The following is a 19,743-nucleotide window of genomic DNA, read 5'->3' as shown; positions in this document are numbered from 1 at the left end:
TTGATGTTGAGAGTTAAATTTTTCCGGTGCGCATCATATTAGCTAGGCGCCGTGCTCGTTGGCCGACCTGATTCGCCCATTTGGATGCGAGCATGCCGTTAGCCGCGGCTGCGTAGTCGTTGCGTTGCATGGCATCTAGAGTATGAACAAAGGTCAGAAGATTGCCGCCCAGGTTAAAGGCCATATGGATGAGCACACGTTGCCGCACTGTATCTAGCGTGCGCCACCAGGGTAAATTCCGATCCAGCCATCTAAGCGTTCGTGCAATATCGTTATGCAAAAGGATCTCGGATTCGCTTTGAGAGATGCCCCCATCCGTCAAATTGCGCCCGACGCCGATGGTGATTTTGCCGACGGTATCGAAGTAGGGTTTCAAGCGCTCGCCTTCATCGCGTTTAAGCTCTGAAACGAGTGTGGCCCTGTCAAAGGTGTCGGTCATATATAGAGGTGTGTAGACGAAAAAAAGACCGCTCTAAGGCGGTCGACACAATATCAATGGGTTCAATTCTCATCAGGCGGTTTAGGCCATTCGATCTCGGCGGAAAGGCTAGAGTGCTGCTCAATGCGGTTGAGAGCAACTCGATAAAGTTTCCATTCTTTGAGAAGCTGTTTTTCGTCATCCGTGGCGATGTTGAGGTCTACGGCATCTTGTAAAGGAGCGACTTTTAAAGCCGCTTGACTCAACCGAGCCTGTCGACAGCGTAAATTAATGTCGGCCCACTCCTCAGGGGTAAGTGGAGGCGGGTCAACAGCCACTGGGTAGCCGTTCTCATTAGACTGGATCCATTTACCTTTGGATTGGGCATTGAGCAATGCGGTGTGCTCTTCTTGAGTAATAGAGACAGCATCTTTAGGGATGTTATCGCCATGTATCCCGACGCAGTAAAATCCGGGTTCTGATTTTGAATAATAAAAAGTCATACGATGAAGTGGGTTTAAATAGAAAACAGAAGAATAGACATGAGAGGGCAAATTAATGTCCAATAGCAAACCAATGAAGGCCCCATCCTGCGCGGGTCATGGCATTTTCATCGAGAGTGCGCAATGTGGCGCCGATATTGGTTCGAGTCCCGACATATTCGATGACGGTTGCACATCCAGTGCCGAGATGAGTGCCATGAATGGCCAGACATTTCGTTGAAAACTTGACAGGGAAAATCACATTAGACATTCCATTGCCGTGGGTAGAGGTGAAACCCCATTGGAGAATGAGGCCACCTGGAAGTTTCTGGAACCCGTTGCCTTGAAAGGATTGTCGGTCAGGTCCAGTAAACAGGCTAAGAAGGGTGGCCCAGGTGGAAGCGGTGGTAGCGATACGGGTACTCCTGTCTTGAGCTGACGGAGTGGGTGCGGTAGGCTGTCCGGAGAAAGCGGGGTTCGCAATGGGCGCAGCATCTGTAATGCCGTATCCGCTGAGCGTTGTGGGTTTGTCAGAAATTTTTGCCCAAGGCAATGGACCATTTTTAGGATGAAAGCGCTGATGGATTTCGGAGAAGCGGTGTTCCACATCTTGAGCCGTAGCGGCATTGGTAATACCGTAACCGTCTAATGTTGTTGGCGTTTTGGTGATTTTGGACCAAGCCAACTCCCCATCTTTGGGGTGAAAGTGCGCATTGAGCGCTTCACGCGTAAGACCCCATTCTTCCCATTCGGCTAAATGAGTTGAAGGCGTTTTACCCTTATTCGCTACTTTGGCGCGATAGGTTTTACCAGAATATTGAATATAACTGCCTTCAGGATAGTCTTCTGTCTCAGACCATTCGGGCAAGCCGCGTTGCATCAGATAGCGAATGGCTTCATCAGCGCGTTTGCCAATAAAATTAAACCATTCCATCGGTGGGATGCCGCCAGTCTGGTCAAAGGCAACGCCCCACCCTCTGGAAAGATCGGGAAAGGGTTGAACTTCTCCAGGGCGCGCACCCTGAGCAAAGACGTGTTCATCAGGACGTGCATAAAGAGTCATAAATACCTCGCAAATTTTCCATGGTTAAAAGCGAATGCGCCAGGTGAGTTGGCGAATCCGAAAGCGGTAATGTTGGCTAAAACGACATAGTTGACGTTGACGCCTGCGGGTCGGGGCAGAATATCGAGCGTCTGAATTGCATAGCGTTTAAAGGCGGTGATTTGATCGCTGCGAATGGTGACGGTGAAACTCATGTCGAACTGATCATAGACACTGGCTTGCCCGCCAAAGATAAAATCCAGCGCGTGTGTAATGTCAGGGAGGGTGCCCGTCATATGGTTTTTGGCGATGCGGCATTTGATGAGAAAGCGAAAATCATCGTCATCGAGCACGACGGAATCGGTAATGACATCGCCCTTACGATACCATTTGCCGCCGCCTAAACCGGTTCGACTCAAACCTTGAGCGCCTGGTGCGCGCTCAAAACCGAACAAACTGCGAGGGGCCAGACCTGACAAGACACGGGATTGCCCGACATGTTGGCCCACTAGGTCTAGGTTTTTGCCTGAAGCGATCTCAATATGGAGGGCATTGGGTAGATCGGCGAGACCCTGCCATGTGTCACTAAAATAGTGATCAATCAGTTGTGCGGTGGCGCGTGCTTTGGGCTTGCCCTTATACTGCCAGATAAGCAGTGATTCATAAGACATGGTGTGTGATTTTTAGAGCACGACGACTTCAATATCGTTAGCCGCAAAGCGGGCCATTTCGCGCACGCCGATTTCAATATTACTGGCGGCGAGGGGTGTGCCGCGTCGACCAATGTTGAGTGTTTCCACCCAAAACCCTTGTACGGTATTGATAGGGCTGTATAAGCGCGAGAGCAGTACCGTTTCGCCCATGCTGAACGCGGTTCTGGTTAGTGTGGCTTTAATCGCTTCAACGTCGACCGCCGTAAAATGGGCATTACGGCGCACTTCGAGGTAAGCAGCGCAGTCGACGACCGCGGGTCGATCAAAGCGGATTGAGCGCGTCATACCTGTGTTGTCGAGAATGTGCGTTTGCACTGCGCCGCGTAGCCCTGTGCCAGCGGTTTTATTCTCAAAGATCACCTGAGCAATCTCGGCATCTGAGCCGCCTTCTACAATAATATTAAGGCTGTGCGCAGGAACATCGTTTGCATCGGTTCGATTGCTGTCATTTTCTAAACAGACGGCTTGCCGGACATCGGCGAGCTGTAAGAGCTTAACGATCATCCCATCGACGGAGTTTTGAGCCGCTTTTGCACGGCTAATAAAGAACCGGCGTCGCAGCTCGGCATCGGTTTCTTCCTCTTCTCCGACTTCTGCGGCTTGGCTGCTTTGAGCGGAGCGCCAGCCTAAAAAGAGCGTTTCTAGGGTGAGTTCGGTGTGGGCCGGCAGAGGAAAGGCACCGAGCGTTTCACTTCTTAAATCAGCGTGCGCCGAGCCATTTTCATTCAGCGTGGTATTGGCTACGACAACCCACCGTCGATGATGCGGATCGGTGAGGACTGCGCCAGCCGGAATCAACGTGCTGGGCGTGCCGGTCAAAACCGTATGGCGTAGATAGCTATAGCGCGCTTGTCTGCGCGTGAGTCCGGCATAGGCGACGCGCTGTTCAAGCCAAACACCACTGGCAGCTTCAGGATCGAGTGCTTTATAAATGGATTCAGCGAGTTCTTCCAGATCGGTTTTAATTTGGGCGATGAGGCCAATGAGTTGTCCATCAGGACTATCTGGCTCGGTATTGATGTCCGCGCCGTAAATAGCTCTAAAGCCTGCATCGAGCTGAGCGAGGTTGGCATCCAATCGCTCAATGATGAAGCCTTGTTCAGTCAGTTGAGCCATCTAGTGTGTTGCGTGAATGTATGTACACGCGACGGAGCACACCGCCTTAATCAGCTCAGGCAAACGCCAGATAATCATGCAAATCCATATCTTTGCGGCGATATGCCATAGGGTTTTATGGAACTCGGTAGGGGTAAATGTGACAGTGACAGTTTCCATGCATATCCTATAAATAAGTGCGAGGGGTAGAAACAAAAAAAACCGACTGCAGCTAACAGTTCGAGGTTTTTTCCTTTTTTGGGGAAATCTAATTCGTGATGTCGATCAATTGATCATCGTGATCTTTAAGCTGGGCAGTCATCGTTAGACGGCGAGTGCTGGCGTCCCATGCCAACTCTAAATTCAGAAGCTCGCGCACCCCGTGCGTGTGTAAAATCGTGCGTTTCACAAGGTGTTCAATCTTCCGCAAATCCGCAGGCCGCTCAAAGGTGGGCAGCCAAGGTAAGCCGTGCTCTAGATCCAAAAACCAATCACCCTGAAACGACAATAAGCGAGATTTGACGCGCTGGGCGACCGATTCAGCGAGGGTTGCATAATTGGCGCGTCCTTGTCCAAAGGTCCAGTCATGGTTCGCATCGAGCCGCCGCACTTTCATTGTGGGCCACCTGAGCAATCTCCGCCGGCTTTAACTCCGCTATGCCGGTGAGCATGCAGCGTCACGCCATTGGAACTCAATTCACCGCCGCTATGCGAGATATTGCCTGTAATGGTCGTGCCAGTTTCTGCGCTGCCGGTACCGCTTAAGCCGGCTTGGTAGGTTAAAAGCTGTTCAACGACGACGGGGCATTGGATCGTCAATTGGGTGCCTTTGATCGTCATATGCCCCGCCTGATCCAATTTAAAGTAAGCGCTGCCATCGAGCGTGCGCATCATTACCGCATCCGTTGCATACTCTGGAATGGCGCGAGGTAAAGAAGAAAATCCGACTAAAGCAAAGCCATCGGATAGATCATGCAGGCGATAATCCAGCGGAATGCTCGATTGCCCACTGGCAAACCAGCCATCAATACAGCGTTCAGCAAAGAGTATTAAGCATTCGTCGCCTGGCGCCACGGGAAAGGTGAGTACAAAGGCTCCGCCACGGGGAAAGTGCACCGGCACATCGGTGAGCATAGGCAGAGGCGCGGCTTGCTCGTTCTGTAAAATCTGCTCGATCAAGGGCTGCACGGAAGCGGTTTGCGTGCTGGGATCAAAACTCACAATTCGACCCGGCAAGGCGACATGCAGCTTTTTGAGGGCAGCGGTGATGCTGGCTTCAATCGCAGCATCCAAGGAAGGGGTATGCCATTTCATGATTTATCCTTAATGGGCGTAAAGGCTCCGCCTACAGCCGTTATTGTGGTGAGCCATTCATCGCCATAGGTATCACCGCAATGCGAGACGCTGACGACTTTATAATTGCCATTGAATGATTCAGTGACGGAGTGCACGCGCACTAAGCTGCCGATACGGATGGCGGGATTCAGTAAAGCGGTGACGATCAGCCCGTCTTCGCTGGCTTCAGGTGCGCCGATCATGCCGGTGTCTTGAGAAATCAAAACAGCTTCATCCGCTAATACCTGCTGGGCCGGCAGCATCATTAATTCGCCATCCTGAATTGACCAGTCGGCCTGATTGGCCTGAGCGATTTGATGCAGTGCATCGCGGGTATTGCCGCAAAAGACGCGCCCACGAGGCAGGCTATTCAGCCGACCGTGAGCCACGGTACCAAGTTGGGTTTGATCCAATGATTGTGCAAGCTGCTGAATGGCTTGCCCATCCGAGGTGCCTGCTTTGAGGGTGAGCGAGACACGCGCAGTCCGATAATCGGTGTCACCATCAGCGCACTCCAGCACCAGAATCGAATCGAGTCCATCGCGCTGTAGCGTAGCTTTGAGGATGTCGCCGGTATAGAGTAAGCGCAGCTCTGCATAGCCCACAGATAAGGCGATCCGTTTAAACCTGCCGCTCAAGAGCTGATTGAGATGTGTGCGATTCAGATTCCAAATGCAGATTTGAGCCGGATTGGGCTTAGCGTCAATGGTTTTACAGAGGTCAAAGGAGACGCGCAGCGCATCGATCAGTACGCCATCGTGTGGATTGCCCAGCGCCAACTGATAGCGTCGGCCAAATTGTTTCATAAATGAATCTGCGCTTTATCAACGATATACAGGAAACAGCGCTGGCCTAAATCGTCCCCACCGACTGGATCGAGGCCAATACCGCTTTCATCGCTGAGAATGAAGCAATACTCAACAGGTCTGCGCCATAAAAGAGGGACACCAACAACCAGCGGCAGCCCTTGGGCGGTATAGCGATCCCGCTTTAAATCAAAAACATCTAGCGCCCAATAATCGGCAAGACTGTTGTAGCGTAGGGTTAAGCGCAACGCATGCCCTTTAAACGCAATCGTCATTTCTTGATACGGGGCGGAATCAACGGGGATCAAATGCATGGCTTAGCCCAATAGATGCTTCAGCAAAGACTTCTTTTTATCGGCGGGCTGGAGTTGCACTTTGCCTTTTTGCGTTTTAGCGGCGGCTTGCTTGCCGGCTCTGCCAGAAGCCTGTTTGACGCCTGCGATGGCGTGCGTATTGACGATCATGATTTCTCGGCACGTCAAAGTGAATTCCGCCACGCCCTCTTGCATCTGATTTAGGCTAATCGCCTGTAGCAGCATATTGCTGTAGAGCCTGGCGCCCGTCATAATCTCAATGGGTTCAATGGACCGTTGTAATTCCAGCAGTGCTTCATACACCTGCTGTACACGCTCCTGAGTCGAGCTGGAATCGACTCCGCTCCAGGCTGGCAACCAGGGAACGAGGGGGCGCGCCTGCTCTAGGCTGTTAGCGATTGACTGCTGAAGGGTGCGCGCAGAACCTAACTCTCGCTGAATCCGAGAAGCCGCCTGCATCGTGACTGATTTGACTTCGGTCGGTAAAGGGAGCTGATTAAAAAAGTCTGGACTTTGGCGTAGCAGCGCCCCCGTCATACCGGTTGGGATTGCAGGCGGTGGCTGGTAATCGGTCACAATCCCAGTGATCGTAATCTGTTTGGGTTCAAGCGCTGCATGATCGGCAATCAACGCACCGGATTCAATCGGGTTTTCAGAAATGCGTAACACCGACTGATGTTGCTCAGCGAGCGTTGCATCGAGTGTGACGGTGCCGATGCGGCGGTGCATCACTGAGATCGTCATAGTTTGGCCGCACTGTGGCTATTATGTGTAGCAATGCGTTGTTGACGCAGTGCCTCCACAGTGGCGCGGCCTGCGGCGACGGGATCAGAAGAGGCGATATGAATTTTAATGTCTTGATTGACTGTCTGTTGCTGAGTGCGCTGCGCATGATGTGTCGTATGGTGGGTCACAGTGTTACTTTGATGCGCAGCTGGATGAGCGGAAGCCGAAGCCAGGTTGACGGCTTGAGAAATATCAATGGCTTGTGTCAGATTCAGTTTTTCGCCCATCCAACGGAAGCTGGATTGAAGTTTGGCCCACCCTTTCGAGATCCATCCAAACACGTTGTCCCAGGCGCACTGTATGCGGTTAAAGGCCGTTTCAAAAGCCTGAGCAATCCCATCCGTGATATTCGTCCATAGCGTGCGAGCGGATTCCAAGAGCGAGAGAAAGAGTGTTTTAAGGCGGGCAACAAGTGCGGTACTTTTGGCTAAAAGGCTTTTCCAAGTTTGACGAATCAATTGAACGAGCTGTGCCCAGGTTGAATTGATAAGAGCTTTAATTTTGCTGGATACCTGCGCCAGCGTCTTTTGAAACCGAGTTAAATAGTTGCAGCATTGAGCAAAAGCTTCTTGGGCATAGTTGATCCCGTTTCCAAGCCAATCCCAAAATCTGGCCAAAGAGGCTTCACCGCCTCGGAGATGGGTCATCAAGTCATCGATCAAGACAATTAGCCCTGCGATAGCCGCAGCGAGCCACGCAACGGGATTGACGACAAATGCGGCCATCGTTGCGCGCTTGACCCAGGCTAAGACACCGACCAATGCCCATAGAGCCGCTTTCCAGCCGATCGTATGGCGGATCACGCGATCCATCGCAGACCCTGTATGAACCAGCGCTTGTACGGCAGCAAACAGGATGTCAATGAATCGACGCAGTCCATCCCGAATGAGTTCTTTATGACGTAACAAAAAGGCTTTGAAGCGATCCGCGAGTAGAAGTAACTGAGGCGCTAGGCCCAACGCGATTTGTGTACGTAAAGACTTGAATACCCAGCTTATGCGCATCATTGCATCGCCCCAGGCAGAAGCCCTATCCGCCTGCTCTTGTGTCGCGATGCCTAAATCCTGTGCCTCTTGCATCAACTCGTGCAGCTCAGCTTTGGATAAGCGCAGCGTTTGCAGCATCGCCGCATCGATGCCCATCTTTTGTAAGAAGGCGCTGCGCTGAGGATCAGAGAGGCGCTGCATTTTTTCCTGCAATTCGCCCATCATCTGCGTGACGGATTTAATCGAGCCATTGGCGTTTTTGGCGCTTAAGCCGTAATGCTCAAAGGCGCGTGCACCGCGTCCTATCCCATCCGCTGCCTCGCCAATGACTTTAGAGAGTCCGCGTACGGAAGCGGTGGCCGCTTCAAGAGAAGCGCCATTTTGCGCCGCAGCAAAGCCGAGTTGCTGTAAATATTCGGCGCTGACGCCGGTTTCGCGTGCCGCTTGATTCAGCGTATTGAGGCCGTTCAACGCTTTGGCAAAGAAAGCGGTGAGGCCGCCTGCCAATGCGCCCACGGCGGTTGTAGCAATCGAAGCGGTGCGGGCGACATCGGAGAGCGTTTGGCGAAAGTGCCGGGCTTGCTTAAGATCCGCGACGACGCCGAGCTTAAAGAGAAATTCATCAACGACCATGGGTGTTTTGAGTCAGTTTGGTTTGAATGGTGTCCCACTGCGCTATGGTCTGATGAAACTCGACTAAGTCAGACAGCGTATAAACAGAACGCAGTTCATTCAGGGTGCAGAATTGGCGCATAATGGGTAGCCAAATAAACCAGTCGATTAGGTCTGAACCGGAGTGGGCATGAGGGCGCTTAGACTGTTCCAAGCGCCCCCTTTGAAAAAATCGGCGAATTGCACCTTACAGCCTTCCAGCAAAATGCGGATGAGGTGCGAGCGGTGCTGATTAAAATGGGTCTCAAGCTGATGGGCGAGCCTAAAAGGTTTATCTTGATTGGCTTGAACAGTCGTATGTTCATAAATCAGACGTTCGATCTCAGCGACTTGCGGGCTGCCTAAATGAGCTAAAAGCGTGCCGATTTCGATCTCGCCCTGACTCTGAGGCGAAACCTTAATCCCCTCAAGTAATTTGCCAGCTTGCTTTAAAGCGGTCCAGCCAGCCATCGCGTTCGCGGGCGTCATGCGATAGGTGATGCCATCCAGTTCGAATTGATGGGTTTTCATGAGTGAGCCAATCCTTTTTCTAAAGTAATCGTGAGTTGTTCAAACACCAGCGTCCAGGTGACCGCGTTATGGCCCATGCCTCGCGTATAGTCGGGTGAGGTGGTGAAATAGCCGTTTAAGCCGCTGACTTTGTCATCATTGAGTAAATCGACAATGGAGAGCGTCAAGGGAATAAATGTTTTGATGGTTGATCGCTGCTGCTTAAATAAACGATCTAAATAATGGTTATCGGGGCTCTGCTGTTTAATTTTTAGGGTCAGCGTGCCGGACTGGTCGGGATTCGCAATAAAAACACCAGTGCCATTGGCGCCCATCGTGTAGCTACCGGCATCAGCATTCAATTTAGCCTGAATCACATCGTTGCCGTCACTCCAATCGGTAAGGCGCACGCCATTGATTAAAACAGAGACTTCGCGGGGACTAAAAGTAGTACTCATAGGAATTAACGATCAAAGTTCACAAGAATGTCAGCGGCATGAATCGCGCCAGCGAGTTTCAGCGCCACTTGAATCGGGGGCGCTTTGCGGGCTTCACGGTCACTGCTGGAGAGGCGATCAACAGTATCGACCCAGACATAAAAGCCTTCTTCAAGCCGCTCGCCGGTGTGTAAATGCCCAAACGGATCACCCCGCCACACCCCTGCGGCAAACGCGCCATTGCGCACGCCTTCGCGGCAGACGCTTTCAACGGCCACTAAGAGCTGATGGGTGCCTGCATCCGTCAGCGGAATCTTGGTAGGACTGCGGTGTAATGTGGCGACGACTTCTTTCTGTACGGCATCAACAAACCAATCGAGGCTGTGCACCTCATCAAAGAAGCGCCCGCCTAATACCGTCCCTTCGGCAACCATCGCGGTTTCATCGAAATAGGTGTAATAGTTGATCCCTAAGGCTTTGCATTGACTGGCTTCGGTCAGCGTGAGCGGATGCGGGGTGACACCAGGCAGTTGTTTAAACTTCATTGTGATCGTCGTGTTATTGCCCGCGAAGTTCACGGATAAAGCGCGTGCGAGCCAGCTCAACACTGCATGGGGATTATCTTTGTCATACAAAGCGACGACGCGTTCATTCTTCTGATCCGCCAACTGCTTAAATACATTTAAAAAGCTGGGTTCCAGGTGCTGAGGGTTCGAAGTCGTGATCCCCAAAATCTTTTTATCGGCAGCGAGCACCCAATTCGCCACCTCTTTGATTTGGACATCAGTTAAGGGGTGAAGAATGTTAAGGGCATACCAGTGATTAAAGCGGGCCTCAAGCTGTGAGAGCGCTTCGGTGAGGGATTGCGCTTCAAGGGTGACCGCATCGGTGCCGGCGACTGAATAAGCATCCGCGCTATCGAGCTTAAGAAGGGTGCCTAAATAAGAGGGCGAGCTACTTACCGTCAGCGGCTGCCCATCGCTGTTCATTAAACTTAATGTACGACTTGCGCCGGCTTGATCCACTTCGACGATAAAGCGCCGGCCCGTACTGTCCCAATGCACGGTGAGTTTATCGGCGGAGGTTTTAGCAGTGATCAGGGTTGCTATTTCTTCATGCGTATTGGCGCTAGAAAGATTGATTTTGGAGTAGTTTTTAAGGGAGGAACCGACCTTAATCGAGAAATAGCCGACAGAGATCGCTTTGAGTTGTTCTAACGGGGCGGTCATCGGTCCGCCATAGAGTTTAGAGTGAGTTGCAGCTAACGTGCGTTTGATGCGCACCCAGCGCGAAACCACCAGGCGTTTAGGGCGTGGGGTTTGAGCAAAGAATAGGCGAGCGGCCTGAGCGGTGACACTATGGCTGCCAAACGCTTGCTCAACGCTGTTGGCATTCGCGTATTCAGCATACAGCGTATGGGCATCATTAAACACCTGACCGGCTTCAGGGGTCATTAGATTCAACACGCCAAAATCCCGTCGGCTTGGGGCGAGGGGTTGGACGTTGAGTTGAACATTGATAATTTCGCTAAGAGGCAGCGAAGTCGCCATATAAATTCTCCAAAAAATTAAATATCTGAGCGCGTCAGAACGGAGGCATGCTCAATTCGTTTTAAATCGATCTCAACGCAATCAGAGTGCGAGAAAGTGGCATCAAACTGAGCGCGTTCTTCGGAGCCGGCGCCAACGATTGTCGTTAATTCGCGTAACGGCGAGAGGGTGACTAAACCGGCGTTTAAGCGGGTGCGCAGCATGGACTGAGTCGAGCTGGCTTGTAACAGTGTCGTGAGCGTTTGCATCAGTGCGTAGGCGTTTTCTCCGAAGGCTTCGATCGATACGGTGGTCAGTCGTGCAGTGCTTAAGCGCTCTATTTCACGTGCGCCATCAAACGCTTGTCGGGTGGTGCCGATTTCAACGGAAGTCAGCACAGAAACGATCACACAGGGTTCAGCGCCAGTCGGTCCAGCCTGATAGCTTGGTCGTACAGCGCCACTAGGTAACGACAAAACCTCGCGCAGTAGGCTGCGCAGTGCCTTCATGTCGAACTGCTGTTGCGTCGTAGTAGCCATAGTGAGAGAAGTTAGACAACTGAGTTAAGCGCCAGCGGTGATTTTGATGCAGTGCAATATCGCCTTCGATCAGGGGTTCTTGGCTTAGAATTCGAATCGCAGGCAAATAGCGCTCGCCTTCGGGCAGTTTGAGCAAATCATCTTGCCCAGCGGGATAGACAATCGCGGTGATCTCGAGCATGTAATACCGTTCTAACCACTCGCCATGATCGGGATGATGCTGACCATATCGGCGAGAAAGGGTGATGCGCCGCGTCAGTTCACTTTCATCAAAGAGTGCCTTAAGATTCATTGACCTCTCGCACGATAGAGGTGATCGACTGGTGCAGTTGACCAATATCAATGAGCGGCTGGCTGGATTTTTTACGCTGAATCGTCGTAGTCTTTAAAGGTGTATGCGCGCCATGGCGGATTTCATGCTGGACATCGCTTGTTGCCTTAAGGCCAACCGCCTGATAGGCCTGTTCAGCCGATTGCCGCTGCCTCACCGTTTTACGCATCTGTGTGGCGAGTGCATCGGTATAGGCCTGCTTGTTGTTAATCAGCGTTGTTCGCAGAAAGGGCCGTGCGGGAATGCCTTTGTTGGGTGCGCCAAATTCATGCACAGCAGCGATTTGAGCGTTACTGAAGCGGGCTTTTTGATCCTTGCGTGGTGCGGTTTTAGCAATGACGCCGACACAAATTTCTTTCTGGCCCAACGCTTTGATTCGATTGAGCAGCCCATCCAATTTAGAAAAGTTCATCGTCACACCACGAGCGCGCCAAAGCCCACCTGTTTGCGCAAGCTAAGATATTGTTGACCGTAGCTGGTGGCTGCGAGCCAAGCATCTTGCATCTCTAGCGGGCTCGGGGACGCATAGTTAAGCTGAACCTCGCCGGCTTTACGAGATGTAATGGCATGAACTGGAGCGGTTTCGCCCTTGTCGACTTTCTGCTGCATGCTCCAGAAGTGTGCGACCAATAGACAGGCCCCCCGCGGATAAAACGCGCCCCAACGTTCGATATTAAAGAAGGGGCGCGTATCATCAATCAGCAGTTGAAGCTGTGCCTCTTCCACCGCATCGAGCACAGGAAAGCGCGCTTTAACGTCAGCCGGTGTAATGGCCATTTAAATCCCATCGATATACAAAGCGGACTTCGGATAACGGAATTCAACACCGGAGTATTTGTATTCGCCGTTGATGAGTAATTCCAATCCGCGTTGCTCTGGCGCATGGAACATCAGCGGCATGGGGATATGAAAAGCGAGATTGACGGGATCTTTCTCGTAAACCATCATCCGTGTGCTTTGATTTTGACCTGCGCGATCGAGGTCAATGCCGCCTCGAAAGTCAATATCGATATTCTTCTCGGCTTTGGCGATATTGTTCTCGCGCACGTATTGCAAAATGGTTTTATCCGATCCTTTGCTGCGCGGTGTGCTGGCAAGATGCGCGTAGTGCGCCCCAGGCAAAATGATCGTATTGGGTGTGCTATTGCGCTTGGTCTGTGTCCAGACTTGCGTAATCACTTCGTTGAGTTCTTTTAAAACCTGTTCAGGCGTCGCTGTTGTCCAGCTACCGACACCGGCTTGGACTTGAGGGACAAAGGGAGAGTTGAATAAACCGGTGAGTTCTTTTTCGCCAAACAATCCTACCTGGTTGAGATGAGCGCGATAGGCATAAAAAGCGGCCTCAGCCCGATCTTGGTCAATGGCTAAGTTTAATTTAGCGGACATGCGCAATTCGTTAAAAGTATACGCATAGCCAATTGAGCCTGAGATGACCGGTATGGATTTTGTATCATAATGAACATCGACCCGAGGAATATCGTCGCCTTTGCCGCTATGGCGCTGGCCTTGGCCGGCAAAATCCTTCATGCGATAGGTAATCGAAGTGGCCCATTGGCCGGCAGAGGTTGAGATCGGTAGCAGCGCTTCATAATCCAGAAGAGCACGCTTTTTTTGGTAAATCTGTGTTTCAACAGATTCGAGTTGTCCGGTTAAGAAAGCCAGGGCTTGAGAGGAATCTTGGATAAGGCTGGCGTCTTGGAAAATAGACGTGCGGCTGAGCGCATCAGCAAGAATTTTGTTCGGCATAATTCAATAGAATAAAAGAAGAAGGGGGGGTTATTCAACTTGGGTTGAGGTAGTCTTTTTAGACGAGCTGGAGGCGGCGGGCATAGGGGGGAGGAGGTTAATCCGCACGCGCGCAATCGCTCCGGCCGCGGCTTGGGTTTCCCATAGAGCGCCAGGGACGGCTATTGCCGTGCCGGTGGAGAGTGCGCCCGTCGCGTCGGTCGTCACTGCGTCACCTGGGCTGACAGGGTTTTTAGCGATGGCCCATAGCCGTCCAATTTCCATGACGGGTACGGTAGCTTTGGGCGCATAGCTGACGTTGCCGGTTTGATTCGCTTGCATCGTAGCGTGGCGCACGCTTAAACCGATGATGCGGCAGCCTGTAGAAGGCAACACCGCAGTATCTGCGTCAGCACCTGCGGCAACTGCTAAACCAAAGTCAATCTCAGCAGTACTGGCATTACGGCGGTTCACAATACTGTTGGGGCCATTATCGGCCTCGAGTCCAGGGATACCCCGCTCGAGCTGTGCATCACCATAGTCGGCGAGTTGAATTGACATAAAAAACTCCTGATTGAATAAAAAAGTTAAGCGGTATAGGTTGCTTGTAGCTGCTGAATGTATTGCGTGCGGGCAGTCTGTGGGTCTAACGGGCGGCTATCGGTGTTCAGTTGGGTGTTCAGTGCATCTAGAACCGGATCACGGCGTGGGGTGCCTTGAGGTATCGCGCTTAACACTTTAAAAGCGCGTTGAATCATGACCTCGTCGGCGTTATCGAGCGTGTGTCCGGCGAGCAGCGCATCGACTACGGGTTTGTGCTTCGGATAAAGCTGCTTAACCACTTCGTGCCGGATCGCATGACAACTTTTATCGGTCGTCGTGATCGCGGGCATTAACTGCTTAGCATCGGTCACGGTTTCAGCCCAGTCGGCAATCCAGGCATCGCGCACCGCGGGGGTAGCTTCTTTCTGGCGTAGGATATGGTTTTCGGTTTCGAGCTTTTTAATCGTTTCAGTCAGCGCATCCATTTGATTTTGTATCTCGCCGCAGTCATGGCAAGGCGTAGGGGCTGTCTGAACAGCGGTTGTTGTATCGGTGCTTTGAGTCGTGGTTTGATCGGGTGTGTCAGACATAAGAGGTTCTCCATGAGAGTTAGAATCTTCAATGCGGCAGGTGGGACCGCAACGAGGGGTGCGCGTGAGTGCGATATGGTTGACGCGAATATTTCTTTGAATGCCGTCATAGGGCTGTCCATCGGGCGTGATGCCAGGCGTCATATCCTTTTGAGATTGATAGCCTGCGGAGAGCCCCACCTTGCCGCTTTCAATCAGGGCAATGGCACTTTTGTCTTGTACGATCAAGTCTCCGACGACATAACCCTCTTGCTGCCGGATATTGCGCACAAAGCCCAGCGCGAGATGCCGCCAGTTATCGGCGGTGACAAAGAAAGAGGGTGGATGGTCGTTCGTGAGCGGCGCGCCTTCATAAGAAGCCAGAGATTCGGGCGCAAAGACTTCTTCGGGCGGGCGATAGATATTCAGAATGCGCATCGGATCGCCGGATCCGTCGGAAAACTCGACGGCGCGATACGATTGAATACCACTGCGTGCAAGCTTGGCGGGCGCAATTAAAAAACCCTCTGGCGTGTAGGTTCGCTCAGAGGGCCGGCTATCTAAAATTTCGATCATGTTAAGTCAATAATGGGTAAGGCGACACAGCGGCAAGCAATCTCGTGACCAGGGTGGCCGGACTCAGGTGGGTTCTCCCATTTAAATCGTTTGCCATCGTTATCTGCGTGACTGTCTCGCACGCGTTCATCGCCACTGGTTTGCCATTCGTATTCGGTGATCCCCAGTGCGGTTTGTCTAGCTTGGGCAATGGCTGCGTGGGTTTTAGCGGTTTGGTCTCGAGCAATCAGGCGCGCCCGTTTTTCGGTTGTATGCGTGAGTTTCTGAATATCCTTAGCCAGCTCGGTGTAGCGGCGTCCTTCCAGAGTGCTGGTTAAAACGGCGGTGCGGAGTGATTCAAAGTAACGCTGTGGAATCGACTGGATCAAGTGGACGTTCGTTGCCATCGCCAACTGCAAAGGCGCATTGAGTGTCGGAACATTCAGTAATGGGGCGATATCGATGCCAAAGGCATAGCGAATACTGCCAATCAGCGCCGTGCGGTTGTCTTCATCGACCTGCTCGACCATGCGGTGCGCCCAACGGTGTGCGCGGGCAATCAACGCTAGAAAGGCTCGAGAGATACGCTCTAATGCCGCTTGAATCCGTTGAACGAGCGATTCTGATAACGCATCCTGCGTATAGCCGTCCTCTGGTTCTTTCAAGATCGGCAAAATCTCTTCTTTAACGCGCTGATGCATCTGTTTCACCAGGCTCAACAACTGATTGCGGTAAGCGACTTCGGCTCGACGGTTGAGTTTTGTTGACCGTAGTACGCGAGCGCGCTTAGGCTGGCGTTTTGTCGTGTGCTTGAGGTGTGCCTTGATCAGGGCGGGTAGCGTCAGGTTCATCCGGTGTATCTAATTCTTGCGCGAGGGCCTGCGCTTCGTCTAAATCTTCGTCGGTAATCGCATAGGTATCATTCGCTTTGAGGCGTTTGAGGCTATGCGCTTCGTGAATCACCCCTTGCATCAGATAAATTTGATCGGTCTCAGCGCGGATTTTTTCAGCGTTGGCGCGTTCCGCTTCAGACAATTGCCAGAGCGGATTAAATTCGATCACGAGGTCTTTGAGCGGATGGCCCAGCTCAGACATCGCCATCACGTCATAAATCTTTTCGACTTGAGGACGTAAGATGTTTTCTTGCTTGGCTTTAAGCGCATCGTAGTAGTTACGAATATCGCTTTCCCCCGTGGCGCTCAGGCCAGAGGGAGATTGCCCAAGCAAACGCGTCGCAGGAATGTCCGCAGCGCCTGAAATACGCTGTAAAAACATCGTAGCGACTTCGCTGACTCCGCCAAAGTTGATGGTTTTTTGCTGATAGTCATCGGCGCTATCGAGGAGCATCATCCGATTAAAGGATTTGGCCGTATTGGTGACTTCAAAACGCTTCTGGACTTCGCGTGTGCCTTCATCGCTATTCAGCTTGGTCGTGAGTCCCTCAATTTTTAAAATATCGACGCACATTTCAAAGAACATGCTGGCGGTGCCGCTGGCGACCGTATCACCGCGTTGCAGCTCGTCGTAAAGAGCTTGCAGTACGCTATCGTGCCAAAAGCCTTGCTGCTTTAAATCACTGACAGGTACCAGTGCGCCATCGGAGAAGATGAGGCGGCTGGCATGAATGATTTGCTGGGTATCGGCAACGCGATAATACTCAGGTCGCCAATATTCGGGGCGGTTTAAGTCAATCAGGCAAGGTTGCTTATCTACTGTGAGTTGGTGTTGATCCAGAACGAGAAAACCTTGTAGCGCTCTACGGCGGATGCGTTCAATCTCTAACGGTGTCTCAGGGTCTTCGCCGGCTAAGCTAATGTAGAGTGCTGAGCCGCCAAAGAGCCGGCCCCATTTGAGGTTGTTTGTTAACAGCGTCACCAGCTTAAAGCGCTTTTCAGCGGCTTCTAGAGTGTCTTTACTGCTTTCATCTTTGGTTTCGAGGCTCAGCCATTCCCGCGTCATATCCTCAGCGGGGGCATCCACAATTTTGCGAGCCAGCCAGTTAGAACGATACATCGTGGCGAGTTCGCTGCGGCTAATCGTTTTGCGAAACGCATAATGGTTATACGCCATCTTGTCGCGGCTATTCATCAGGCCTGCGACGAGATTGGTGAGGCTATCTTGAGTGGGCGTGGCTTGGCCGGTCAATGTAGGTTTAGCTCGTTTGGCTTTTTTAGAAGAGCGCATCTTAAATTTACATTGATTTAATAAAATTTAACCTAAGCAGTGAATTATGTATAATGACGGGCGGGAGCTTGGTGTTCCTACCTCACTGGAAGTTTTCCTCATATCTTCTTGGAATGCTGAGTGCCCACCCCTCTAAACTTTCAACTTAAGTCCATCCAGACCAATCCGAGCTTTTCGCTAAACAATCGGTAATCGCATCAATCATAGGATCAATCTGATCATCGTGTGCGTGGGTGTTATTGGCCGTGAAGGCCTCGCATTCGGCAATAAAATCTTTTACCCAAGGCGCGTTTTTAGGTAGCGCAATCCGCCCTGACTCAATGTAAGCCAGCACGCCCATGATGCGGGTGAGCTTATCGGTACCGCGAGGAATGCCTTTAACGGGGATATGGCCGTCTTCTTGAATGTCTTGAATCAGCCCGGTGCCTGAGGATTTATCCTCGACCAGCAGTTGCGCTAAGGGTGCGCTGGTCTTATGGTCATAGGGTTTATGATTATTCCAAAAGGCAATCGCACGGCGCTTAAGTTCAGGCGCAGGCCATTTGCCGCGGATGAGATCGAGCAAGTACAAGCGATTGTCTTCGCCTAAGCCCCATAGCTGAAATACGCTGTAATCGTTGTGCTCAGCGGTCTTTTGTGCGGTATCGGCATACATTTTGCGCAGGCGAATGCGGGGCGGCGTTTCGTAATATGAAAACCATTCACTTTTGATGAGATCGCCCCCGAGTGCTCTAGGCTGCTGCTGGTACTGGCTCGTGAACACATAGCGATCCGCCTGTTCAAGCGCGCATAAATCGTTAAGCGGCTCTTTGTACGGCCAGTAGCTAAAGCGCCCGTGTTCATCTCGTCGCGAGGTGTCTATCTTGTCTCGATAGTTAGAGGGGAGGGCAGCCACATACGTATCATCCAACAGGGCGGGAATCGAAACGAAGGTCCAATCGCCAGGCACTTTGCCCATTTGGATAAAGCCGGTGGGGTCTTCCTGGGCTAAGCGCTGCATAATCACAACAATTGGTGTATCTGGCTGGGCTTTACGGCTTTTAACAGTCGAGACCAGTTTACGATTTGCTTTGTCACGGGCAGCTTTGCTATAGGCATCTTCGACTTTAAGCGGATCATCGATGATGAGTGCGCCTTGCCAGCCTGGCGCCATGTGGCCGGCTCTAAAACCGGTAATCTGACCGCCCAATGAGACCGCGTAGACGCCACCGGCCTTCTTACCGTCGAGCAGCACATTCCAGCGTTTTTTACTCTTAGCATCCTGAGCAATCGCGAGCGGCCACAGCGCTTGATATTCCTCACTACGGATGATCTCTCGCGCCATTTCAGAATTGAGTAAGGCCAGATCATCAGAATACGAAATATGCAAAAAGCGCGCTCTGGGATTCAGCGCTAAGCCCCGTGCGATCAAGTTAATCGCCACCAGCTCAGTCTTGGAAGAGCCTGGCGGTACATTGATGACGACATTTTTAAGCTCGCCATCAATCACCTTTTGCACCGTATCGGCAATCAAAGCATGGTGCCAGTTCAGATGAAACGGAATGCCCTGGCGGTGTTTAAAGAAATACCGAGTAAAAAAGAGGTGACTGTGCTCACATTTGGCCTTGGCCACCGCCCGAAGCACCTCGGGATCAATAGCTTTCCTCAAGGTGGGCGACGGTGGCTTTGACTTGGGCTTCATCGACGACGGTAATTTTTTGTTCAATTGGGCCATCATTTGCACCGCTGATATTTTGCTGGATGCGGTCGCCGTACTTCTTGGGCGCTAATTGCCCAGCGAGCCATTTACGAGCATCGACGCGGAGTTTAGAACGTTGTACGGCTTCGTGCTGAGTTCGCTCGTTACCCTGTTCGTCAATCTTAATATCTCGCGTTGAATCATCAGCAATATCCAAAATCTCATCAGCGAGCGTGTCGGCCTGTACTTCGCGCGCGCGGGCGTATTGATCTCGAAATGACTCAGATTGCGTGAGCCATCGATACACAGTCGCTTGATAGGGCATCTCCTTTTGCGCGCATATGGAGCGCAAACTTTGACCGACCATCAAGCGTTCACAGATTTTTGTTGCTAGAGCAATCGTGTATTTGCTGGGTCGAGCCATCGTCAGAGGTAAAAGCAAACAGGCATAAAAAAAGGCAGCTTGTAGGCTGCCTGAGGCTGAAAATGAGTGGGAAAACATTCAGTAAAAAGCG

27 protein-coding genes are annotated in these 19,743 nt (G+C 51.8%); all 27 read right to left on the bottom strand.

The window, feature by feature from the left end; all coding sequences use genetic code 11:
- Nucleotides 1-13: 13 nt before the first annotated feature.
- The 27 genes from MCB1EB_RS07520 to MCB1EB_RS07400 all read right to left on the bottom strand — a co-directional run bounded on the left by MCB1EB_RS07520 (nucleotide 14) and on the right by MCB1EB_RS07400 (nucleotide 19,652).
- Nucleotides 14-439 carry a glycoside hydrolase family protein gene (locus tag MCB1EB_RS07520; protein WP_045361641.1) on the bottom strand — a complete coding sequence of 142 codons (426 nt, stop codon included), beginning with the start codon at nucleotides 437-439 and terminating at the stop codon, nucleotides 14-16.
- A 62-nt stretch (nucleotides 440-501) separates the two neighbouring features.
- Nucleotides 502-921 (bottom strand): tail fiber assembly protein, encoded by a 420-nt coding sequence (locus MCB1EB_RS07515; protein WP_045361453.1) that lies wholly within the window; start codon nucleotides 919-921, stop codon nucleotides 502-504.
- A gap of 52 nt (nucleotides 922-973) precedes the next feature.
- The gene (locus MCB1EB_RS12060) at nucleotides 974-1,963 is read right to left on the bottom strand and encodes a gp53-like domain-containing protein (RefSeq protein ID WP_045361644.1); all 990 of its coding nucleotides are present in this window, start codon (nucleotides 1,961-1,963) and stop codon (nucleotides 974-976) included.
- Nucleotides 1,960-2,613 (bottom strand): baseplate wedge 1 family protein, encoded by a 654-nt coding sequence (locus tag MCB1EB_RS07505; protein ID WP_045361648.1) that lies wholly within the window; start codon nucleotides 2,611-2,613, stop codon nucleotides 1,960-1,962. The genes MCB1EB_RS12060 and MCB1EB_RS07505 overlap by 4 nt, the downstream gene beginning before the upstream one ends.
- Nucleotides 2,614-2,625: 12 nt before the next feature.
- Nucleotides 2,626-3,771 carry a baseplate J/gp47 family protein gene (locus tag MCB1EB_RS07500; RefSeq protein ID WP_045361651.1) on the bottom strand — a complete coding sequence of 382 codons (1,146 nt, stop codon included), beginning with the start codon at nucleotides 3,769-3,771 and terminating at the stop codon, nucleotides 2,626-2,628.
- Entirely contained in the window at nucleotides 3,772-3,930 is a 159-nt protein-coding gene (locus MCB1EB_RS12055) for a hypothetical protein (protein WP_161566202.1), read from the bottom strand.
- Nucleotides 3,931-4,018: 88 nt separating this feature from the next.
- Nucleotides 4,019-4,366 (bottom strand): contractile injection system sheath initiator, encoded by a 348-nt coding sequence (locus MCB1EB_RS07495; RefSeq protein WP_045361654.1) that lies wholly within the window; start codon nucleotides 4,364-4,366, stop codon nucleotides 4,019-4,021.
- Complete coding sequence (locus MCB1EB_RS07490; protein WP_045361658.1) at nucleotides 4,363-5,064, bottom strand: Gp138 family membrane-puncturing spike protein; 702 nt, start codon at nucleotides 5,062-5,064, stop codon at nucleotides 4,363-4,365. Before MCB1EB_RS07490 ends, MCB1EB_RS07495 begins: the two co-directional genes overlap by 4 nt.
- Complete coding sequence (locus tag MCB1EB_RS07485; RefSeq protein ID WP_045361661.1) at nucleotides 5,061-5,891, bottom strand: phage protein; 831 nt, start codon at nucleotides 5,889-5,891, stop codon at nucleotides 5,061-5,063. Before MCB1EB_RS07485 ends, MCB1EB_RS07490 begins: the two co-directional genes overlap by 4 nt.
- Nucleotides 5,888-6,205 (bottom strand): phage baseplate plug family protein, encoded by a 318-nt coding sequence (locus MCB1EB_RS07480; protein WP_045361664.1) that lies wholly within the window; start codon nucleotides 6,203-6,205, stop codon nucleotides 5,888-5,890. Before MCB1EB_RS07480 ends, MCB1EB_RS07485 begins: the two co-directional genes overlap by 4 nt.
- A gap of 3 nt (nucleotides 6,206-6,208) precedes the next feature.
- Nucleotides 6,209-6,949, bottom strand: coding sequence for a phage baseplate protein (locus tag MCB1EB_RS07475; RefSeq protein WP_045361667.1), 741 nt, complete (start codon nucleotides 6,947-6,949; stop codon nucleotides 6,209-6,211).
- Entirely contained in the window at nucleotides 6,946-8,610 is a 1,665-nt protein-coding gene (locus tag MCB1EB_RS07470; protein ID WP_052393563.1) for a phage tail tape measure protein, read from the bottom strand. Before MCB1EB_RS07470 ends, MCB1EB_RS07475 begins: the two co-directional genes overlap by 4 nt.
- Nucleotides 8,600-8,731 carry a hypothetical protein gene (locus tag MCB1EB_RS12530; RefSeq protein ID WP_269471759.1) on the bottom strand — a complete coding sequence of 44 codons (132 nt, stop codon included), beginning with the start codon at nucleotides 8,729-8,731 and terminating at the stop codon, nucleotides 8,600-8,602. Before MCB1EB_RS12530 ends, MCB1EB_RS07470 begins: the two co-directional genes overlap by 11 nt.
- Before the next feature lie 26 nt (nucleotides 8,732-8,757).
- Entirely contained in the window at nucleotides 8,758-9,159 is a 402-nt protein-coding gene (locus MCB1EB_RS07465; RefSeq protein ID WP_045361670.1) for a phage tail assembly chaperone, read from the bottom strand.
- Nucleotides 9,156-9,596, bottom strand: coding sequence for a phage structural protein (locus tag MCB1EB_RS07460; RefSeq protein ID WP_045361673.1), 441 nt, complete (start codon nucleotides 9,594-9,596; stop codon nucleotides 9,156-9,158). Before MCB1EB_RS07460 ends, MCB1EB_RS07465 begins: the two co-directional genes overlap by 4 nt.
- A gap of 5 nt (nucleotides 9,597-9,601) precedes the next feature.
- Nucleotides 9,602-11,125, bottom strand: a complete 1,524-nt coding sequence (locus MCB1EB_RS07455) for a DUF3383 domain-containing protein (protein ID WP_045361676.1) — start codon at nucleotides 11,123-11,125, stop codon at nucleotides 9,602-9,604.
- A gap of 17 nt (nucleotides 11,126-11,142) precedes the next feature.
- The gene (locus tag MCB1EB_RS07450) at nucleotides 11,143-11,643 is read right to left on the bottom strand and encodes a phage neck terminator protein (protein WP_161566201.1); all 501 of its coding nucleotides are present in this window, start codon (nucleotides 11,641-11,643) and stop codon (nucleotides 11,143-11,145) included.
- Nucleotides 11,567-11,935 carry a hypothetical protein gene (locus MCB1EB_RS07445; protein ID WP_045361679.1) on the bottom strand — a complete coding sequence of 123 codons (369 nt, stop codon included), beginning with the start codon at nucleotides 11,933-11,935 and terminating at the stop codon, nucleotides 11,567-11,569. Before MCB1EB_RS07445 ends, MCB1EB_RS07450 begins: the two co-directional genes overlap by 77 nt.
- On the bottom strand, nucleotides 11,925-12,386 hold the full coding sequence (locus tag MCB1EB_RS07440; protein ID WP_126353957.1) for a hypothetical protein: 462 nt from the start codon (nucleotides 12,384-12,386) through the stop codon (nucleotides 11,925-11,927). Before MCB1EB_RS07440 ends, MCB1EB_RS07445 begins: the two co-directional genes overlap by 11 nt.
- A gap of 2 nt (nucleotides 12,387-12,388) precedes the next feature.
- On the bottom strand, nucleotides 12,389-12,751 hold the full coding sequence (locus MCB1EB_RS07435; RefSeq protein WP_126353956.1) for a DUF4054 domain-containing protein: 363 nt from the start codon (nucleotides 12,749-12,751) through the stop codon (nucleotides 12,389-12,391).
- Nucleotides 12,752-13,720, bottom strand: a complete 969-nt coding sequence (locus MCB1EB_RS07430; RefSeq protein WP_126353955.1) for a DUF2184 domain-containing protein — start codon at nucleotides 13,718-13,720, stop codon at nucleotides 12,752-12,754. It abuts the gene before it with no gap.
- Between the two features lie 30 nt (nucleotides 13,721-13,750).
- Nucleotides 13,751-14,260 carry a structural cement protein Gp24 gene (locus tag MCB1EB_RS07425; RefSeq protein WP_126353954.1) on the bottom strand — a complete coding sequence of 170 codons (510 nt, stop codon included), beginning with the start codon at nucleotides 14,258-14,260 and terminating at the stop codon, nucleotides 13,751-13,753.
- 26 nt (nucleotides 14,261-14,286) lie between these two features.
- Nucleotides 14,287-15,387, bottom strand: a complete 1,101-nt coding sequence (locus tag MCB1EB_RS07420) for a DUF2213 domain-containing protein (protein ID WP_052394127.1) — start codon at nucleotides 15,385-15,387, stop codon at nucleotides 14,287-14,289.
- Nucleotides 15,384-16,217: a phage head morphogenesis protein gene (locus tag MCB1EB_RS07415; protein WP_045366582.1), complete on the bottom strand. Its 834-nt coding sequence runs from the start codon at nucleotides 16,215-16,217 to the stop codon at nucleotides 15,384-15,386. Before MCB1EB_RS07415 ends, MCB1EB_RS07420 begins: the two co-directional genes overlap by 4 nt.
- Complete coding sequence (locus tag MCB1EB_RS07410; protein WP_052394123.1) at nucleotides 16,153-17,550, bottom strand: DUF1073 domain-containing protein; 1,398 nt, start codon at nucleotides 17,548-17,550, stop codon at nucleotides 16,153-16,155. The genes MCB1EB_RS07415 and MCB1EB_RS07410 overlap by 65 nt, the downstream gene beginning before the upstream one ends.
- A 145-nt stretch (nucleotides 17,551-17,695) precedes the next feature.
- Nucleotides 17,696-19,231 carry a phage terminase large subunit gene (gene terL, locus MCB1EB_RS07405; RefSeq protein ID WP_126353953.1) on the bottom strand — a complete coding sequence of 512 codons (1,536 nt, stop codon included), beginning with the start codon at nucleotides 19,229-19,231 and terminating at the stop codon, nucleotides 17,696-17,698.
- Nucleotides 19,182-19,652 (bottom strand): terminase small subunit-like protein, encoded by a 471-nt coding sequence (locus MCB1EB_RS07400; protein ID WP_045365369.1) that lies wholly within the window; start codon nucleotides 19,650-19,652, stop codon nucleotides 19,182-19,184. Before MCB1EB_RS07400 ends, terL begins: the two co-directional genes overlap by 50 nt.
- Nucleotides 19,653-19,743 lie beyond the last annotated feature (91 nt).

This window comes from Mycoavidus cysteinexigens, from assembly GCF_003966915.1.
Lineage (GTDB): Bacteria > Pseudomonadota > Gammaproteobacteria > Burkholderiales > Burkholderiaceae > Mycoavidus > Mycoavidus cysteinexigens.
Note: the sequence above shows the minus strand (reverse complement) of the source record. Positions and strands in the feature narration are given on the sequence as shown.

What these genes read in the sequence shown, in the direction of transcription:
- MCB1EB_RS07460 (WP_045361673.1), bottom strand. Translation starts at nt 9,596, where the DNA reads ATGAGTACTACTTTTAGTCCCCGCGAAGTCTCTGTTTTAATCAATGGC.
- MCB1EB_RS07410 (WP_052394123.1), bottom strand. Translation starts at nt 17,550, where the DNA reads ATGCGCTCTTCTAAAAAAGCCAAACGAGCTAAACCTACATTGACCGGC.
- MCB1EB_RS07505 (WP_045361648.1), bottom strand. Translation starts at nt 2,613, where the DNA reads ATGTCTTATGAATCACTGCTTATCTGGCAGTATAAGGGCAAGCCCAAA.
- MCB1EB_RS07500 (WP_045361651.1), bottom strand. Translation starts at nt 3,771, where the DNA reads ATGGCTCAACTGACTGAACAAGGCTTCATCATTGAGCGATTGGATGCC.
- MCB1EB_RS07515 (WP_045361453.1), bottom strand. Translation starts at nt 921, where the DNA reads ATGACTTTTTATTATTCAAAATCAGAACCCGGATTTTACTGCGTCGGG.
- MCB1EB_RS07450 (WP_161566201.1), bottom strand. Translation starts at nt 11,643, where the DNA reads ATGGCTACTACGACGCAACAGCAGTTCGACATGAAGGCACTGCGCAGC.
- MCB1EB_RS07445 (WP_045361679.1), bottom strand. Translation starts at nt 11,935, where the DNA reads ATGAATCTTAAGGCACTCTTTGATGAAAGTGAACTGACGCGGCGCATC.
- MCB1EB_RS07440 (WP_126353957.1), bottom strand. Translation starts at nt 12,386, where the DNA reads ATGAACTTTTCTAAATTGGATGGGCTGCTCAATCGAATCAAAGCGTTG.
- MCB1EB_RS07470 (WP_052393563.1), bottom strand. Translation starts at nt 8,610, where the DNA reads ATGGTCGTTGATGAATTTCTCTTTAAGCTCGGCGTCGTCGCGGATCTT.
- MCB1EB_RS07465 (WP_045361670.1), bottom strand. Translation starts at nt 9,159, where the DNA reads ATGAAAACCCATCAATTCGAACTGGATGGCATCACCTATCGCATGACG.
- MCB1EB_RS07415 (WP_045366582.1), bottom strand. Translation starts at nt 16,217, where the DNA reads ATGAACCTGACGCTACCCGCCCTGATCAAGGCACACCTCAAGCACACG.
- terL (WP_126353953.1), bottom strand. Translation starts at nt 19,231, where the DNA reads ATGAAGCCCAAGTCAAAGCCACCGTCGCCCACCTTGAGGAAAGCTATT.
- MCB1EB_RS12530 (WP_269471759.1), bottom strand. Translation starts at nt 8,731, where the DNA reads ATGCGCCAATTCTGCACCCTGAATGAACTGCGTTCTGTTTATACGCTG.
- MCB1EB_RS07455 (WP_045361676.1), bottom strand. Translation starts at nt 11,125, where the DNA reads ATGGCGACTTCGCTGCCTCTTAGCGAAATTATCAATGTTCAACTCAAC.
- MCB1EB_RS07480 (WP_045361664.1), bottom strand. Translation starts at nt 6,205, where the DNA reads ATGCATTTGATCCCCGTTGATTCCGCCCCGTATCAAGAAATGACGATT.
- MCB1EB_RS07475 (WP_045361667.1), bottom strand. Translation starts at nt 6,949, where the DNA reads ATGACGATCTCAGTGATGCACCGCCGCATCGGCACCGTCACACTCGAT.
- MCB1EB_RS07430 (WP_126353955.1), bottom strand. Translation starts at nt 13,720, where the DNA reads ATGCCGAACAAAATTCTTGCTGATGCGCTCAGCCGCACGTCTATTTTC.
- MCB1EB_RS07435 (WP_126353956.1), bottom strand. Translation starts at nt 12,751, where the DNA reads ATGGCCATTACACCGGCTGACGTTAAAGCGCGCTTTCCTGTGCTCGAT.
- MCB1EB_RS07425 (WP_126353954.1), bottom strand. Translation starts at nt 14,260, where the DNA reads ATGTCAATTCAACTCGCCGACTATGGTGATGCACAGCTCGAGCGGGGT.
- MCB1EB_RS07490 (WP_045361658.1), bottom strand. Translation starts at nt 5,064, where the DNA reads ATGAAATGGCATACCCCTTCCTTGGATGCTGCGATTGAAGCCAGCATC.
- MCB1EB_RS07495 (WP_045361654.1), bottom strand. Translation starts at nt 4,366, where the DNA reads ATGAAAGTGCGGCGGCTCGATGCGAACCATGACTGGACCTTTGGACAA.
- MCB1EB_RS12060 (WP_045361644.1), bottom strand. Translation starts at nt 1,963, where the DNA reads ATGACTCTTTATGCACGTCCTGATGAACACGTCTTTGCTCAGGGTGCG.
- MCB1EB_RS07420 (WP_052394127.1), bottom strand. Translation starts at nt 15,387, where the DNA reads ATGATCGAAATTTTAGATAGCCGGCCCTCTGAGCGAACCTACACGCCA.
- MCB1EB_RS12055 (WP_161566202.1), bottom strand. Translation starts at nt 3,930, where the DNA reads ATGGAAACTGTCACTGTCACATTTACCCCTACCGAGTTCCATAAAACC.
- MCB1EB_RS07400 (WP_045365369.1), bottom strand. Translation starts at nt 19,652, where the DNA reads ATGGCTCGACCCAGCAAATACACGATTGCTCTAGCAACAAAAATCTGT.
- MCB1EB_RS07485 (WP_045361661.1), bottom strand. Translation starts at nt 5,891, where the DNA reads ATGAAACAATTTGGCCGACGCTATCAGTTGGCGCTGGGCAATCCACAC.
- MCB1EB_RS07520 (WP_045361641.1), bottom strand. Translation starts at nt 439, where the DNA reads ATGACCGACACCTTTGACAGGGCCACACTCGTTTCAGAGCTTAAACGC.